This window comes from Sulfitobacter sp. W027, assembly GCF_025143985.1.
In the GTDB taxonomy this organism is placed as follows: domain Bacteria; phylum Pseudomonadota; class Alphaproteobacteria; order Rhodobacterales; family Rhodobacteraceae; genus Sulfitobacter.
Map to the genome: position 1 here is coordinate 418251 of NZ_CP083564.1, position 15460 is coordinate 433710.

Here is a 15460-nt window from a genome sequence, read left to right on the forward strand (position 1 = left end):
GCGCCCTCTTAAACCAAAAACGCCCCGGTTCGATGAGCCGGGGCGTTTTGCGTTAAGCTGCTAGACCGTAATTACCAACCGCGAAGGCGGCAGCCTGCAATCTGGTTTTGGTAAAGCTTGGCGCGAGAATCGACCTTACCCGCGACCCCGACCAACCACGCTTTGCTGTTGTAGCTCTGCCGGGCATAGCCGGTGTGGCCCTCATGATAGGCGAGGTATTGATTGCGCGCATCATGCAGCGAGATTCCATTCCGCTCACGGGTTTGGTTCATATACCAGCCCATGAAATCGCTCGCGTGGCGAATCTCGTCGCGTTTGGCGCGGCGGCTGCCTGCAGATTTGAGATATTCATCCCAAGTGGCATCCAAAGCCTGAGAATAGCCAAAGGCGCTGGACTGGCGGCCCATCGGGATCACGCCCAGCACATATTTGAACGGCGTCCGGGCATCGGCCACAAACTTGCTTTCCTGATGGATGGTGGCCATCTGAACGTGGATGGGAACCCCCCATTTCCGCTCGGTCGCGCGGAATGCTCTTAGGTAGTCAGGGCGCTCTTTAAGAATCGTGCAGGCGTTATCCAGATCACGCGGGGCCGTTTGAGGGCCGCCGCCGCAGGACGCTACCAGCAGCACGATAATCATTGCGCGAAGATGCTTGCTCATCTGCCTCTCGCCTCTCGTTTTTTTATGGGTACGTTTTTCCAGCTAGTTTAACCGATTCCGACCCGTCATCACATCATTAAATTGGGAAAATCCGCGCAGGACTGGGCGATAATGCGCTGACAGCGCAGCATCCCGCAGGCGGTATTTCGAAAAGGTCGGATATGCGCATTGATCTTACCCATAGAGGACAAAGGTAAAACGTACTGTCGGCCTTAGGTTCACAGTCTGTTTCCCTGCCAAGCGCTGCCATGATTGGACAAATGCCCCTTGAAAGGACTACCGTCGAGGGGTAGGGGCAGCATGTTATGATACGAACGCGCGCAAAATATCACCTCGGGCAGATTGTCCGTCACAAGAAGCATCCCTTCCGTGGCGTGATTTTTGACGTCGACCCGGAATTCGCCAATACCGAAGAATGGTACGAAGCGATCCCCGAAGAGAACCGCCCGGTGAAAGACCAGCCCTTCTATCATCTCTTGGCCGAGAATGATCAGAGCTACTATGTGGCCTATGTGTCTGAGCAGAACCTCGTGGCCGATTATTCGGGGGAGCCTGTAGATCACCCCGACATCCCCGATCTGTTTGGCCCCTTCACCGACGGTGCCTATCCGCTGCACTTCCAGATGAACTGAGCCCGGCGGGCCGTTGCCAGCCCGCCAGACGTTTTCATCAATAGCCCAAGGCGCAGCCGTCCTTGCGCGGATCGCTCGCGCCTTCCAGCACGCCATCTTCGCGAATGCGGATCGCCTGCGCGCCACCGATCGCGGTCTCAGGCACTTCGACCCTGTGGCCCATATCGCTCAAGCTCTGGCGTACGTCGTCGCCAAAGCCGCGCTCGACCTTCATCACCTGCCCATCGGCAAAGGCGCGGGGCGCATCAATGGCGCTTTGCACATCCATGCCGAAATCGGTGAGGTTTGAGGCAAAGCGCGCGTGGCCGCAGGGCTGATAGGCCCCGCCCATCACCCCAAAGGGCATGGTAACGCGACCGTTCTCGCGGATCATGCCGGGGATAATCGTATGCATAGGGCGCTTACCGCCCTTTAACTCATTCGGATGACCCTCTTCCAGCGTGAAGCCCGCGCCCCGGTTTTGCAGCAGGATGCCGAACTTGTCTGACGCGATGCCAGAGCCGAAGCCGTGGAAGATCGAATAGATGAGCGACACCGACATTCCGTCGCCATCCACCACGGTGATATAGATCGTGTCTTTGTGCACGGCCTCGCTGATCGGGGCGGCGGCGGCCATGGCGCGTTTGGGGTCAATCAGCGCGGCGAGGGCGCGGGCTGTTTCCGGCGCGAGCATGTGGTCCAACCGCGTCGTGTGATCCGGGTCGGCTAGAAAGCGATTGCGCGCGTCATAGGCAAGCTTAGTGGCTTCGGCTTCGATATGAAGTCGCTCGGCTCCCAACGGGTCCATTCCGGCGATGTCGAAGTGATCGAGGATATTCATCAGCAAAAGGGCGGTGGCGCCCTGGCCGTTGGGCGGATGCTCGACCACCTCAAGATCTTTGTAGTGGCCCGACACGGGTGTCGTGACCTCGGCGCGGGCGTTGGCGAAATCCTCGGCGCTGTGGCTGCCGCCTGCGGCTTGCAGGGTGGCGATCATGTCTTCCGCGATCTCTCCAGTGTAGAAAGCATCGCGCCCCTTCGCGGCCACCCGACGCAGCACTTCGGCCTGTCCCGGCGCGCGGAAGAGGTCACCAACACGGGGCGTTTTGCCGTTAACGAGGAAGTGATTCCGCGCGCGCCCCTGCAGGGTGCCGCCATCCGTGGCCCAGTCAAAGGCCACGCGCGGGGCCACGGGTACGCCAGCCTCGGCATAGTGGATCGCAGGGGCGAGCAGGGCGTCCAACCCCAGCTTGCCCAAGCTCTCAGACAGGTGGCAGAAGGCGTCAATGGCGGTGGGGATGGTCACCGCATCGGCAGATCGGAGCGGCACCGTCTTCTCGCCCTTGTCCCGCAATTTGGCAGCATCTAGCGCAGCAGGCGCACGGCCAGAGCCGTTGAGCGCGTGGACCTCTTCGCTGCCCGCTGGGGAGTAGAGCACAAAGCAATCGCCGCCAATCCCGGTCATCTGCGGCTCGCAAATGCCCAGCAGCACCGCCCCGGCGATGGCTGCGTCCATTGCATTGCCCCCGCGCGCAAGGATATCGACCGCCGCCCGGGCTGCCAGCGGGTGCGAAGTGGCGCACATGCCATTGGTTGCCAAAACGGTTGAACGGCCCGGATGGTGAAAATCGCGCATTGCTGCCCCTCGCTGATATACGTCAACGTGACCCTAGACGGTCATTTCAGTTCTGCCAATGCGGGGGGAAAGATCCTCGGTGCCGCGTACTGGGTGGGGGCTATTAAACACGGCACCGAGGGAAGCCATATGCAGCTACAGGTACCTTTATGGCCGTCAACCAAGGCGCAAATATGATCCCAGCAGGGCCGTTTTGCGAAAGATGCGTGCCGTCCCGCCGCAGAGGTTAATCCGGTGAAGACAGGCCCACCGCCAGCCTCAGCTCTATCCGGTTTTCCTGCGCAAGCCGTTGGTAGCTCAGGTCTTTTGCCAGATCTCGGATCAGAAACCAGCCAAAGCCCCCTTCGGGAAGGTCGCAGATCGGACGGTCAATCTCTTGTGGCAGGCCCAAGGGCGCTTGCAGGTCGGGCATCGGCAGACCTTCGTCCCAAACGGCAAGATGAAGACCGTCGGGTTCATGGTGGCAAGCGATGTGGATTGGGCCGGGGTAATCCGGATCGGGGTAGGCGTGCTCAACGATATTATTGAGCATCTCCGCCACGACCAACCGCACCACACAGGTCTCCTCAGCCTCCAGTGCAAGGCAGGTGAGCCCATCCAACAAAAGCGCCAGCGCCTCCCGCGCGGCATGGGGGCCACTGTGGATGCTGATCTCAAACGGGGAGAGCGCAGACCGCGGGGCGGGCCGCCGCACCGTTCTATCCCCGATACGCGGTCAAGGCGGCGTCCAAGGTGACGAAGATGCCAAAGACCGTATCCATCCGGGTCAGGGTGAAGACCTTTTCCACCGGCGGGGTCAGCCCCGCCAGCACCAAAGCGCGCTGTGGTGCCAGATGTTTCATTGCCGCCACGATCGCGCCCAGCCCGCTGGAATCGATGAAATTAACCCGGTGCAGATCAAGGATCACCACCGGCGGGGCGCTGGCCGTGGCATGGCGCATAGCGTCTTTAAACTCCAACGCCGCAGCGGCGTCGATCCGTTCGTGCAGCACGCTGACCACGCAAAAGCGGTCTTCTGTTTTGGCCGAAACTTCCATAGACATGCCTCAAGACTTTGAAGTTCGAGACGTGATTAACCGTAAAACCTTACCAAGTGGTATGCGGTGCAACTCTAGGAGGACGTGATGCGCAATGTCGTGATTACCGGTGCAGCCAGAACCCCGATGGGCGGCTTTCAGGGAGCTTTCGAAGGGCTTACGGCTGCTGAATTGGGCGGCAGCGCGATCAAAGCGGCCTTGGGGACGATGGACCCGAGTGCTGTGCAGGAAGTGCTGATGGGCTGCGTATTGCCCGCAGGGCAGGGTCAAGCGCCCGCGCGTCAGGCAGGCTTCAAGGCGGGTCTGGGCGAAGAGGTGCCGGCCACCACGCTCAACAAGATGTGCGGCTCGGGCATGAAAGCGGCGATGATGGCCTTTGACCAAATCGCGCTTGGCCATACCGATGTGATGGTCGCGGGCGGCATGGAAAGCATGACCAATGCGCCCTATGTGCTGCCCAAGATGCGCGGCGGCGCGCGGCTGGGGCATGGGCAGGTGATCGACCATATGTTCCTTGATGGCTTGGAAGACGCCTATGACAAGGGCCGCCTGATGGGCACCTTCGCCGAGGATTGCGCCGAACGGTTCCAGTTCACCCGTGAGACCCAAGACGACTATGCGCTGGCGTCGCTGTCGCGCGCGATCAAGGCCCAAGAGGGTGGTGCTTTCGCCGATGAGATTGCCCCCATTGAAGTGACTTCGCGCAAAGGCAGCACCACGGTCAGCGCCGATGAACAGCCCGCCAGCGCCCGACCCGAGAAGATCCCGCAACTGAAACCCGCGTTCCGCGAGGGCGGCACGGTGACGGCGGCAAACTCATCTTCGATCTCAGACGGGGCGGCGGCCTTGGTTCTAGCGGATGAGGACAGCGCCAATGCCAAGGGTCTGAACATCCGTGCACGGATCGTGGGCCACACCAGCCATGCCCAAGCGCCGGGGCTTTTCACCACCGCCCCCGTGCCCGCAGCGCAAAAACTGCTGGAGCGGATTGGCTGGAAGAAAGAGGACGTTGATCTTTGGGAGGTCAATGAGGCCTTCGCCGTGGTGCCGCTGGCTTTCATGCATGAAATGGACCTCTCGCATGATATCGTGAACGTCAACGGCGGCGCCTGTGCGCTTGGCCACCCGATCGGCGCCTCCGGCGCGCGGATCATGGTGACCCTGTTGAACGCGCTGGAAAAGCGCGGGTTGAAGCGCGGTATCGCGGCGATTTGCATTGGTGGCGGCGAAGGCACCGCCATCGCGATTGAGCGTCCCTGATTTACGGATCATTCAGGAACCAGAAGGGGGGCGGGTCGCCTCCCTTTTCCCGTCTGAAATAAGAGTTTCACCATGACAGTCGACTACCAAACCCTTGCCAAAACCATCGCCGCCCTGACCGACGGCGAAGATGACGCCGTGGCCTTGATGGCCACCATCGCTTGCGAAGTGCATCAATCCGATGACCGTTTTGATTGGACGGGCTTTTACCGGGTGACCGCGCCTGAATTGTTGAAGATCGGCCCCTATCAGGGCGGGCACGGTTGTCTGGTGATCCCATTTTCGCGTGGGGTCTGCGGGGCCGCGGCGCGCACCGGCGAGGTGCAATTGGTCGAGGATGTCGACGCCTTTCCGGGCCATATCGCCTGCGCCTCTTCGACACGCTCGGAACTGGTGCTGCCGGTCTGGAACGGGGCGGGGGAGCTGCTGGGGGTTTTTGACATCGACAGCGACCAGCCAAACGCCTTCACCCAAGCGGATGCCGATAAGCTGTCGGTGATCCTCAAAGACAGTTTCGCCGCAGTCGCCTAAAGGCCGCGCCCTGCTTGATCCGCGGGGCGTCATCTGCGAGGGGAAGCCATGGATAGCGAATATAACCCGCCGCAGGACCCGCTGGTCATTCTGCATGAAGACGCCGAAGTGCTGCTGGTCGATAAACCCGCGGGGCTGCTCAGCGTGCCGGGCAAGGGCGAGCATTTGGCCGATTGCCTGATCGCGCGGGTGCAGGCGGTCTTTCCCGAAGCGCTGCTTGTGCATCGGTTGGACCGTGACACCTCGGGCGTGATGATCTTTGCCATGACGCCCCATGCGCAGCGCCACCTTGGCCTGCAGTTCGAAAAACGCATGACGCGGAAAACCTACGTCGCAAGGGTCTGGGGTGTGCCGGAAGAGAAGTCCGGCACGGTCGATCTGCCGTTGATCGTTGATTGGCCCAATCGGCCCTTGCAAAAGGTCTGCCATGAAACGGGCAAACCCGCACAAACAGATTGGAAGATGCTCAAGACTGATGGAGAAACCTCCCGCGTTCGGCTGTTCCCCAAGACCGGACGCAGCCACCAGCTTCGCGTGCATATGCTGGCGCTTGGGCATCCGATCTTGGGCGACCCTTTCTATGCTACCGGGCCTGCGCGGGATTTTCCGCGGTTGATGCTGCATAGTGAGGAATTGCGGTTTAACCATCCGCAGGGCGGGACATCGACCAAGGTACGGGCGAAGGCGCCGTTCTGAAGGGCGCTCCGTGCCCAGCGTTTCGATGTGAGGTGGGTGCGGGATCGGTATTTAAGAAAGGATGAAGGGGAAGGGGGGGGCTGCGGTGAAGTTTCGCTTTGTCGCCCGCGAGGGGGTGAAACCGGCAAGGTTTGCGCTTACCTCTAGCCTATCTGTTCACAGATTGACCCGGAGGATATCATGGGCTTGCGTATCAACGACACTATTCCCGATCTTACAGTTGAAACCGATCAGGGCAGTTTTTCGCTGCATGACTTCGTCGGTGACAGCTGGGCGATTTTGTTTTCCCATCCGAAGGATTTTACTCCCGTTTGCACGACCGAGTTCGGTGCCGTGGCGCGGCTTTCCGATGAATGGGAGAAGCGCGGCACGAAGGTGATTGGCGTCAGTGTCGATGGGGTTGAAGAGCATAAGAAATGGAAGGGCGATATTGAGAAGGTTGCAGGCACCAAGGCTGGTTTCCCGATCATCGCGGATGCCGGGCTGGAGGTGTCGAAGGCCTTTGATATGCTACCTGCAGAAGCCTATATGCCCGATGGCCGCACGCCGAATGACAGCGCTACGGTGCGGTCGGTCTTTATCATTGGGCCGGATAAGCAGCTCAAGCTGAGTATGACCTATCCGATGAACGTGGGCCGTAACTTTGCCGAGGTACTGCGTGCGTTGGATGGGTTGCAGACCGCCGGGAAGAACGGTGTGGCGACGCCTGCGGATTGGCAGGTTGGCGAGGATGTGATCATTCCTGCGACTGTGTCGGATGAGGATGCCAAGGCGAAGTTCGGGGCGTTTGATACTGTTTTGCCCTATCTGCGTAAGGCTAGGTTGCCGGGTTGATGCGCTGTTAGCGATGGCCGAGCTTATGCGCGAAGGCCATCGCTTTTTCATGCAGCAAGCGGCGCTGTTTGCGCAGACCATAGAGCGGCGACCGACGGAACTGTCCCCGATTTCCGCTTGAACGGGCGGAAATATCACTGTCGAACTGGCCAGCGGTCACGAGGCTTTGGGCGGTTGCCAGCCCCATGTCAGAACGTGTGAGGACTTGCCTTAACATATTGTCTGCGGGGCAGAAAATAGGCTCAGAGGCGGCAAGGAAGGCATTTGCTCCAGCGCGGTTCCAGATCAGCGCGTGGGCGAGCATGGGGAAATAGTGGGCGCGGAGCACCTCAATGCCTGCGACCTTGGCCACGGGGCTGGTGATCTTCAAGCGCGTTGCGCCCAAGTTCACGCAGTGCCAATCTTCGCGGCCGCAAAGCCATTCTATCACCTGTGGAATTGCGGTTTTGAACTCAGGCTGCAGGGCGATGTCGTCTTCGAAAACGAAGCCGATCTCATCGCCGCTTTCCAAAAAGGCTGCGGCGGCGCGTTGGTGGGAAACATAGCACCCGACCTCACCTTGGGTCATGGATCGGCCCATGAAGCGCCGGGCTTTGTCGTCGTCATAGGCGGCGAACTGGGCCAAGTCGATCTCGCGCCCGTCGAAGGCATCTACGCGGATCGGCTCAATTTGCGCGCCTGTCAACTCTGCCTTTGCGCTGTCGAGCCGTTGCGGGGAGGCGGCCAGATTGATGACGAAACCCTTGGGGCGTGGCAGCATGGTTTTGACCTCATCCCTGTCGTCTCTTGGGGCTGTCGATAGCATATTTCTTTTTAAACGTTGGGGGTTGGCCGACCGCGGAGCCAATTCTTGAACCGTTTGAAGGCCGAAGGCGGTTTGTGGGCGACGCTGACAAACCCGATGTGCTGGCAAGCACCGGGTTTCAGGAAGGCCGTGAATTTACCCTGTTTCCGCAGCTGGCGTGAGATGTGGCTCTCGCGCTTGAAACCACTGAAGCAGCCGACCTCTTTCCAGAGGGAGAGGGGGGCCAGATGCGGGTTGAAGGTATAGCCATACCATTTGGGGCTGAGCGCATCCATCCGTGCATAGGGGATGCCGGCGCATTCTTCGGTGACAATCTGGGCGCGGGCCGCGTCTTCGATGAAGAAGTTATCGGTGTCGCGGAAACAGACCGAGGAAACATCGGGATGTGCTTCGAGCAGGCGCAGGGCATCGTCGAGGAAATCGTGGCGGGTGAATTCCCAATCGTCTTCCATATGAAAGACATAAGGCGTGCGCACCTTGGCATACATTGCGTCAACGGCAGGGTGGTGGCCGACCTGTGTGCCCAGATCGATGCGTTGCCCATGGGGGCAGAGCCGGTCGAAAACCGCGCTTGTTTCGGCATCGCCAAAGTCATTGATGCCAATGATGGGCAGCTTGCGCAGGTCCGGGCCGAGGCTTTCGAGCGTTTGTTGCAGGACATCGGGGCGCAGCCCCATGGTGATGCAAATCGTTACCAGTTTCTCTGCGCTCATATCTCTCGCTGCCCTGAGGGAGAAAGCTGCGGACCCCGGTAAGGGTCCGCAACAGTTTTTATCAACCTTCTGCCGGTTCTTTCTTCTCGGCAGCGATCTCTTCACCAGTCTCCTGATCGACGACTTTCATCGACAAGCGCACCTTGCCGCGATCGTCAAAGCCCAAGAGCTTCACTTTCACTTCCTGACCTTCCTTCAGAACGTCCGAAGGGTGGTTCAGGCGGCGGTTTTCTATCTGGGATACGTGGACCAGACCGTCGCGCTTGCCAAAGAAGTTCACGAAAGCGCCGAAATCGACGATCTTGACCACGGTGCCGGTGTAGACGGCGCCTTCTTCGGGCTCTGCCACGATCGAATAGATCATGTCATAGGCCTTTTTGATGGCGTCGCCATTGGCGCTGGCGATCTTGATGATGCCTTCGTCGTTGATGTCGACCTTGGCGCCGGAGACTTCGACGATCTCGCGGATCACCTTGCCGCCGGAACCGATCACTTCACGGATCTTGTCGGTGGGGATCTGCATGGTTTCAATGCGCGGGGCGTGGACGGAGAAGTCCGCAGCACCCGACAGCGCTTTGTTCATCTCGCCGAGGATGTGGATCCGGCCTTCTTTGGCCTGGGCCAAGGCTTTTTCCATGATCTCGGGCGTGATGCCGGCGACCTTGATGTCCATCTGCAGCGACGTGATGCCCGCTTCGGTACCGGCCACTTTAAAGTCCATGTCGCCGAGGTGGTCTTCGTCACCCAGGATGTCCGACAGGATCGCGTAGGAGCCGTCGTCTTCGAGGATCAGACCCATCGCCACACCGGCCACAGCCGACTTCAGCGGCACGCCTGCGTCCATCATGGACAGCGAGCCACCGCAGACCGATGCCATCGACGAAGAGCCGTTGGATTCGGTGATCTCGGACACGAGACGGATGGTGTAGGGGAAGTCTGTCGCTGCGGGCAGAACCGCCTGCAGGGCACGCCAAGCGAGCTTACCGTGGCCAACTTCACGACGGCCGGGAGGGCCCACGCGACCAACTTCACCAACCGAGTAGGGGGGGAAGTTATAGTGCAGCAGGAAGTTAGATTTGAAGTTGCCGTGCAACGCGTCGATGAACTGCTCATCGTCGCCGGTGCCGAGCGTGGTCACGACCAAGCCTTGGGTTTCACCACGGGTGAAGAGCGCCGAGCCGTGTGTCCGCGGCAGGATGCCGGTTTCTGCCACGATATCGCGGATTTCGTCAGTGCGACGGCCGTCGATACGCTTGCCGGTTTTCACCACGTCACCGCGCAGGATGCTGGCCTCAAGGCCTTTCATCGCGGAGCCGAGGTTCTTGTCCTCAAGCTGCTCTTCGCTGAGCTTCCCTTTGATCGTCTCGCGGGCGGCGGCAACAGCGGCGGTGCGCTCTTGCTTGTCGGCGATGGCGAATGCGGCGCGCATTTCGTCTTCACCGGCAGCTTTTACAGCGGCAGACAGATCCGAGTAATCGTCGGGCTGGAAGTCGAAGGGCTCTTTCGCTGCGTCTTCGGCCAGATCGATGATCAGGTCGATGACCGGCTGGATCTGCTCATGGGCGAATTTCACCGCACCCAGCATTTCCTCTTCCGACAGCTCATAGGCTTCGGATTCGACCATCATCACGGCGTCTTTGGTACCGGCGACAACCAGATCGAGGCGCTGATCGGGGTTCAGGCGCAGGTCCTGCATGTCGTCGATTGTCGGGTTCAGGACGTAGTCGCCGCCCTCGTAACCGACGCGGCAGCCAGCAATCGGGCCACGGAACGGCGCGCCGGAAATTGTCAGCGCGGCGGAGGCGGCGATCATGGCGACCATATCGGGGTCGTTGACCAGATCGTGGCTCAGCACGGTACACATCACCAGAACTTCGTTTTTGAAGCCGGGGACGAAGAGCGGGCGGATCGGACGGTCGATCAGACGCGCGGTCAGGGTTTCTTTCTCGGTGGGGCGGGCCTCACGCTTGAAGAAGCCACCCGGTACTTTACCGGCGGCATAGTATTTCTCTTGGTAGTGCACGGTCAGGGGGAAGAAATCCTGGCCCGGCTTTTGCTGACGTGCATACGTCACGTTGGCCATAACGCTGGTTTCCCCCAGCGTGGCAATCACCGACCCGTCCGCCTGACGGGCAACCTTACCGGTTTCCAGTGTCAGCGTCTCTTCGCCCCACTGGATCGATTTTTTCGTTACATTAAACATCTACGTTTCCTTTTTGGCCCATTGGCCATTGCATAGGGGCCGTATTGCCCCTGACTCCGGTATCTTCTTTTCAGGCGCTGGAGTCCGGGCGCCGGATTTCAGATTGCGCGGGCATACATGTTTTCAAGGCAAATGGGAAGCGTTCTGTCAGGGCGGGGGGGTAAGCGGCGGCTTCTTTCCACTGCGCCGGGCCAAGGTCCGCGCGCAACAAAAAACCTCCCGGCGCGGGCCGGGAGGTTTTGATCGTCTTGTTACCGGATTTTCCGGCGGGCTGTCCGCAATTAGCGGCGCAGGCCGAGGCGTTTAATCAGGTCCTGATAACGGGACTCGTCTTTGGCCTTAACGTAATCCAGCAGTTTGCGGCGCGTCGCGACCATTTTCAAAAGACCACGGCGGCCGTGGTTGTCTTTTTTGTGGGTCTTGAAGTGCTCGGTCAGCGTGGTGATGCGCGATGTCAGAATGGCAACCTGAACTTCGGGCGAACCGGTGTCGCCTTCTTTGGTTGCGAAATCTTTCATGACTTTTGCTTTTTCTTCAGCAGTAATCGACATCGGGGTCTCCTTTCGAAAAGAGTTTAAATGGATGGCTCAGGCCGGGATGTCGTCCAGCTCAGGCCCATGGAGATACCACCCGCTGACGGAATCAGCAGGCGATGGGGGCGTATAGGAGGAATTTGCGCCTTTGGCAAAGGGTGATTTCTGCGACGGCAGCCGGGAGCATCACGCGGCAAGGCCAAGGTCAAAGGCCGCAGACAGCGGGATCAGCGCGATATCGTCCAGCGTGACGCTGTCCCCCGCCACCCGCGCGACGATGATGTCATCCAGCAGGACGAGCGTCTGGTTCGGGTGATCTGGGTCGGGCAGGATGGAAAGGGGCGGCTCCGCCCCGGTGGCATCGCTGTCATCCCAGACAAACAAGAGCGAATCATCCTGGGCGTGATAATCCATGATCTGTGCTGCACCTTCTGCGCCAATCCAATCTCCGAAAATGATCTGATCCGTACCTTCGCCTGACGTCACCACATCCTGTGCTCCCGCGACGATGAGGTCATCCCCGCCGCCGCCGTTCAGGTAATCGCGGCTTTGCAGGTCGTCCGCCCCGGTAAGCGTGTCATCCCCCCAGCCGCCAAAGAGCGTATCTTCACCCGCACCACCGCGCAGCGCATCATCGCCAAGCCCGCCTTGGAGCGCGTCATTCCCAGCTTCGCCATTCAGCACGTCATCACCCGCAGAGCCTTGCAACGCGTCATCGCCCGCACCGCCATAAAGGAAGTCATCGTCATTATGGCCAAAAAGGCTATCGTCGCCTGCGCCGCCAAAAAGGTCATCATCCCCGTCGTTGCCGTGCAGGCTGTCGTCGCCATCGTCGCCGTGCAGCGTGTCATTGCCGTCGTGGCCGTGCAGATCGTCATCTCCAGCAGCGCCATAAAGCAGATCATTCCCGCCGTAGCCGCCAAGTTGGTCGTCGCCCGCGCCGCCTTGCAGCGTCTCATCGCCATCGCTGCCCGACAGGATGTCTCCGACGGTGTTGGGCCCGCGCGGAGTGTCACCTTCCGGAACATCCTCCCCGGGCGGCGTTTCAATTTCAACGAAAGTGACAGCGCCGACCGCCATCAGACCCATCACACCAGCCAGCCACAACATGCGCAGTTCCACCATTCATTTGCCTGATGCCCCACACATCATCCCAGCTCCAAAAGGACATGGCTTGGCTTTAAATTCAAAGGAATAGCGGGAAAGTGGTTAACGAATGCCTGCCAGCCTGCGACGCTAGGGCTGCCACAAAACCGGTTCTTGCGTGTAGGGCAGGTAGAGCGGATGTCGGGGGTGCCCCGCTTTGGACAGTCCAAGGTGATAGAGCGGTTTGGCCCCCGAAGCCAGCCGCGCGGCAACGGTCAAACCGCGGTCCAGATGGGCACCGTGCACGCCCCAGGCCGCAATGATACGGTCGGCCCAATCGGCCCCGTCGATCAGCGTGCTGTCATTGTCCGGCCCGATGGGATCAGCGGCAGCGCGCATGTCGCGCGGATCAGTGGCGCGCCATGCAAAGATATTGGTTACCCGAAAACCGCCAAAACCCAGCACCCGCGCGCGGCGCTCGCAGCGCTCGACCGTCGGGTCATTCTGCACTTCGGTCGCGGTGGAGGGGTTTAGCATCACGAACATCACCCGCAGCGCAGCGCTGTCCCAGACTCGTGTGAGGCTGTAGCGGTACTGCTCGCAAGCAGAGTAGACCGCCGTTGAGGGCGCATCGCCCTTCGTATGACTGCGGGTGATGAGGGGCATTCAGCCCTCGTTCGTGTCCGTAGAGAGGTTAAACACCCGGCTGGGGTGCAATTCGCCCGCTTTGAAGCGGCCCAAGGCCACGGGCTGGCCATCCAGCGAAGCCCAGCATTCGTCGCCATATTCCACGTCATGGGCGATGACCATGCCGGGGTTGCCATTGCGCAGACGGGTGGCACCTTCGGGCGTGGCTTTGACCTCGGGCAGGTCGACCAGCCCCTCGGCCAAGGGCAAAAGATGCGTGTCGAGTTCCGGCGTGCGGGCGATTTCGTCGATCTGTGCCAGCGTCAGCGCGTTCGCGGCGTCAAATGGGCCGGACCACGTGCGCCGCAATTCGCGGACGTGACCCAAACAACCAAGTTTCTGCCCAAGATCGCGCGCGATGGAGCGGACATAGCCGCCCTTGCCGCAGACCATTTCAAGCGTGACGTGATCGGCGTCAGGCCGGTCGAGCAGCAGCAGGCTTTCCACCCAAAGCGGGCGGGCGGCGATGTCCATCTCTTCGCCATCGCGGGCGCGTTTATAGGCGCGCTGGCCGTCGATCTTCACGGCAGAGAACTGCGGCGGTACCTGTTGGATATCGCCGATAAAATTGCTTAGCGCATCCTTGATGGCCGCATCGTCGGGGCGCAGATCGGAGGTGCCGATGACTTCGCCTTCGGCGTCGTCGGTGTTGGTGGCAATCCCCAGACGCACGGTGAACTCATAGGCTTTGAGCGCGTCGGTGATATAGGGCACGGTCTTGGTCGCTTCGCCCAAGGCGATGGCCAGAACGCCGGTGGCTTCGGGATCAAGCGTGCCCGCGTGGCCCGCCTTCTTGGCTTCAAGCGCCCAGCGAACCTTGTTGACCACGGCGGTCGATGTCGGCCCGGCGGGTTTGTCCACCACCAGCCAACCGGAAATGTCGCGACCTTTGCGTTTGCGTGCCATGTCTTGCCCCTTCGCCTTTGTGGTGCTGCCCTCTAACGGAGCCGCGCGCCGCTGCCCAGCCCTAGCGCCGGGGAAAAGTCACTTTGCAGGCGTGACGATGCCGATGATCGGCCCTAGCGTGGTGAAGCCCGCCCCGGTGCGGCGCAGTCCCGGCGCGCGCAGACGTGAGATATTGCCGTCGAAATACAGCGCGTTAGGCAGGTCCAGCTCATCGCGGTAGAGCCGGGCAAACTCATGAAAGGTTACCACGTCATTGGAAATCGCGAAAACCGCGCGTTTTCCGTCTGCCGTGGTGCCAACGCCGTTGCGGATATAGCGCGAGGTGCTGTTGGGTAAGAATCGCGGATGCAGCGCCCCGTCGATCACCAGCATTGGCCCCGATTGCGTCGCAAAGCGGCAGTCAGGTTTGTCCTTGAGGTAACGCTTGGTCTCGATCACATCGGCGCGGCCATCGCGCAGGCAAAAGACCCCATTGGGCAGCAGGCCAAAGTTGCCGGGCCCCGCGCTGTCGATCACGCCGCGCGCCTCGACGCCTTCTTCGACGTAATGCCCCACCGGAGAGCGGTCTTCGTGGTACATGCCCGCGTTCATCGCAAAGCCCAGCCGCAAGCCCTGCGCCTTCAAGGCCTCATCGAGCGAGCCGAAGAACCCATAGGGCGCGCCTGCGTCATCGTTAAGAAAGAGCCGCAGGTCGTCACGGTCCAGATCAACTTCGCAAATGGTGTAGGAGCTGCCGTCAAACGTGATGTTGCGACATTCGGCAGCATCCGAAGGCGTGCCTTTCAGCGCGATCAGCGCCAGTGCGATTAAACCGGCCCGGATCACTGATCCGGCGCGCTGTCGGCAGCGTCATCGTCAGGCGCATCCGCATCGCGGCGCACCACGTCTTGGTTCAACATCCGGCGCGTGTCGTCCATCCGGTCGAATGTGCGATCCAATTGGAACCGCAGATCAGGAGAGAACTTGAGCGTGAGTTTCTTAGCCACCTGTCGGCGCAATTCGTTCTTATTGCGCGCCAGCAGCTTGAGCACCTCATCCTGACCTTCACCGCCCAGCGGCAGCACATAGGCCGTGGCGATCTTGAGATCGGGCGAAATGCGCACCTCTCCCACGGTGATCGACAGACGGTTGAGGTCGGTGTCATGCACGTCCCCGCGTGCGAGAACATCAGACAAGGCGCGGCGGACGGTTTCGCCCACGCGGAGTTGTCGTTGCGACGGGCCTGCGCCCTCATGAAACTTGTTCTTTGCCATGAACCCC

Annotated in this window: 18 protein-coding genes; 5 read left to right on the top strand and 13 right to left on the bottom strand. The window is 60.5% G+C overall.

Annotation, left to right across the window (positions count from 1 at the left end):
• Positions 1 to 71 precede the first annotated feature (71 nt).
• Positions 72 to 662 (bottom strand): lytic transglycosylase, encoded by a 591-nt coding sequence (locus K3759_RS02060; RefSeq protein WP_259984079.1) that lies wholly within the window; start codon positions 660 to 662, stop codon positions 72 to 74.
• Between the two features lie 305 nt (positions 663 to 967).
• Here K3759_RS02060 and hspQ point away from each other — a divergent pair, with 305 nt between their 5' ends.
• On the top strand, positions 968 to 1294 hold the full coding sequence (hspQ, locus tag K3759_RS02065) for a heat shock protein HspQ (protein WP_067261750.1): 327 nt from the start codon (positions 968 to 970) through the stop codon (positions 1292 to 1294).
• 37 nt (positions 1295 to 1331) lie between these two features.
• Here hspQ and ggt read toward each other — a convergent pair whose 3' ends face one another.
• The 3 genes from ggt to K3759_RS02080 form a co-directional block, all read right to left on the bottom strand.
• The gene (gene ggt, locus K3759_RS02070) at positions 1332 to 2909 is read right to left on the bottom strand and encodes a gamma-glutamyltransferase (protein WP_259984080.1); all 1578 of its coding nucleotides are present in this window, start codon (positions 2907 to 2909) and stop codon (positions 1332 to 1334) included.
• Positions 2910 to 3135: 226 nt separating this feature from the next.
• Positions 3136 to 3603, bottom strand: a complete 468-nt coding sequence (locus K3759_RS02075; RefSeq protein WP_259984082.1) for an ATP-binding protein — start codon at positions 3601 to 3603, stop codon at positions 3136 to 3138.
• A 4-nt stretch (positions 3604 to 3607) separates the two neighbouring features.
• Entirely contained in the window at positions 3608 to 3946 is a 339-nt protein-coding gene (locus K3759_RS02080; RefSeq protein WP_259985538.1) for an STAS domain-containing protein, read from the bottom strand.
• Positions 3947 to 4033: 87 nt separating this feature from the next.
• On the opposite strand from K3759_RS02080, the gene K3759_RS02085 reads away from it, so the two are divergent.
• The 4 genes from K3759_RS02085 (at position 4034) to K3759_RS02100 (ending at position 7267) form a co-directional block, all read left to right on the top strand.
• Positions 4034 to 5206, top strand: coding sequence for an acetyl-CoA C-acyltransferase (locus K3759_RS02085; RefSeq protein ID WP_259984084.1), 1173 nt, complete (start codon positions 4034 to 4036; stop codon positions 5204 to 5206).
• Positions 5207 to 5278: 72 nt separating this feature from the next.
• The gene (locus K3759_RS02090) at positions 5279 to 5737 is read left to right on the top strand and encodes a GAF domain-containing protein (protein ID WP_259984085.1); all 459 of its coding nucleotides are present in this window, start codon (positions 5279 to 5281) and stop codon (positions 5735 to 5737) included.
• Between the two features lie 48 nt (positions 5738 to 5785).
• Positions 5786 to 6433, top strand: coding sequence for an RluA family pseudouridine synthase (locus K3759_RS02095; RefSeq protein ID WP_259984086.1), 648 nt, complete (start codon positions 5786 to 5788; stop codon positions 6431 to 6433).
• Between the two features lie 180 nt (positions 6434 to 6613).
• The gene (locus K3759_RS02100) at positions 6614 to 7267 is read left to right on the top strand and encodes a peroxiredoxin (RefSeq protein WP_259984087.1); all 654 of its coding nucleotides are present in this window, start codon (positions 6614 to 6616) and stop codon (positions 7265 to 7267) included.
• 7 nt (positions 7268 to 7274) lie between these two features.
• On the opposite strand, the gene K3759_RS02105 is transcribed toward K3759_RS02100, so the two are convergent.
• The 9 genes from K3759_RS02105 to rbfA all read right to left on the bottom strand — a co-directional run bounded on the left by K3759_RS02105 (position 7275) and on the right by rbfA (position 15453).
• Positions 7275 to 8027, bottom strand: coding sequence for a glycosyltransferase family 25 protein (locus K3759_RS02105; protein ID WP_259984088.1), 753 nt, complete (start codon positions 8025 to 8027; stop codon positions 7275 to 7277).
• Positions 8028 to 8080: 53 nt separating this feature from the next.
• Positions 8081 to 8785: a glycosyltransferase gene (locus tag K3759_RS02110; RefSeq protein WP_259984090.1), complete on the bottom strand. Its 705-nt coding sequence runs from the start codon at positions 8783 to 8785 to the stop codon at positions 8081 to 8083.
• Positions 8786 to 8846: 61 nt separating this feature from the next.
• Positions 8847 to 10988 carry a polyribonucleotide nucleotidyltransferase gene (gene pnp, locus K3759_RS02115; protein WP_259984092.1) on the bottom strand — a complete coding sequence of 714 codons (2142 nt, stop codon included), beginning with the start codon at positions 10986 to 10988 and terminating at the stop codon, positions 8847 to 8849.
• A gap of 281 nt (positions 10989 to 11269) precedes the next feature.
• Positions 11270 to 11539: a 30S ribosomal protein S15 gene (gene rpsO, locus K3759_RS02120; protein ID WP_174859461.1), complete on the bottom strand. Its 270-nt coding sequence runs from the start codon at positions 11537 to 11539 to the stop codon at positions 11270 to 11272.
• 168 nt (positions 11540 to 11707) lie between these two features.
• Positions 11708 to 12646, bottom strand: coding sequence for a calcium-binding protein (locus tag K3759_RS02125; protein WP_311199016.1), 939 nt, complete (start codon positions 12644 to 12646; stop codon positions 11708 to 11710).
• 111 nt (positions 12647 to 12757) lie between these two features.
• Entirely contained in the window at positions 12758 to 13273 is a 516-nt protein-coding gene (locus K3759_RS02130) for a DUF1643 domain-containing protein (RefSeq protein ID WP_259984096.1), read from the bottom strand.
• On the bottom strand, positions 13274 to 14200 hold the full coding sequence (truB, locus tag K3759_RS02135; RefSeq protein WP_259984097.1) for a tRNA pseudouridine(55) synthase TruB: 927 nt from the start codon (positions 14198 to 14200) through the stop codon (positions 13274 to 13276).
• Between the two features lie 78 nt (positions 14201 to 14278).
• Complete coding sequence (locus K3759_RS02140) at positions 14279 to 15025, bottom strand: phosphodiester glycosidase family protein (RefSeq protein ID WP_259984098.1); 747 nt, start codon at positions 15023 to 15025, stop codon at positions 14279 to 14281.
• Positions 15022 to 15453, bottom strand: a complete 432-nt coding sequence (gene rbfA / locus K3759_RS02145) for a 30S ribosome-binding factor RbfA (protein ID WP_067626238.1) — start codon at positions 15451 to 15453, stop codon at positions 15022 to 15024. Before rbfA ends, K3759_RS02140 begins: the two co-directional genes overlap by 4 nt.
• Positions 15454 to 15460: the final 7 nt, after the last annotated feature.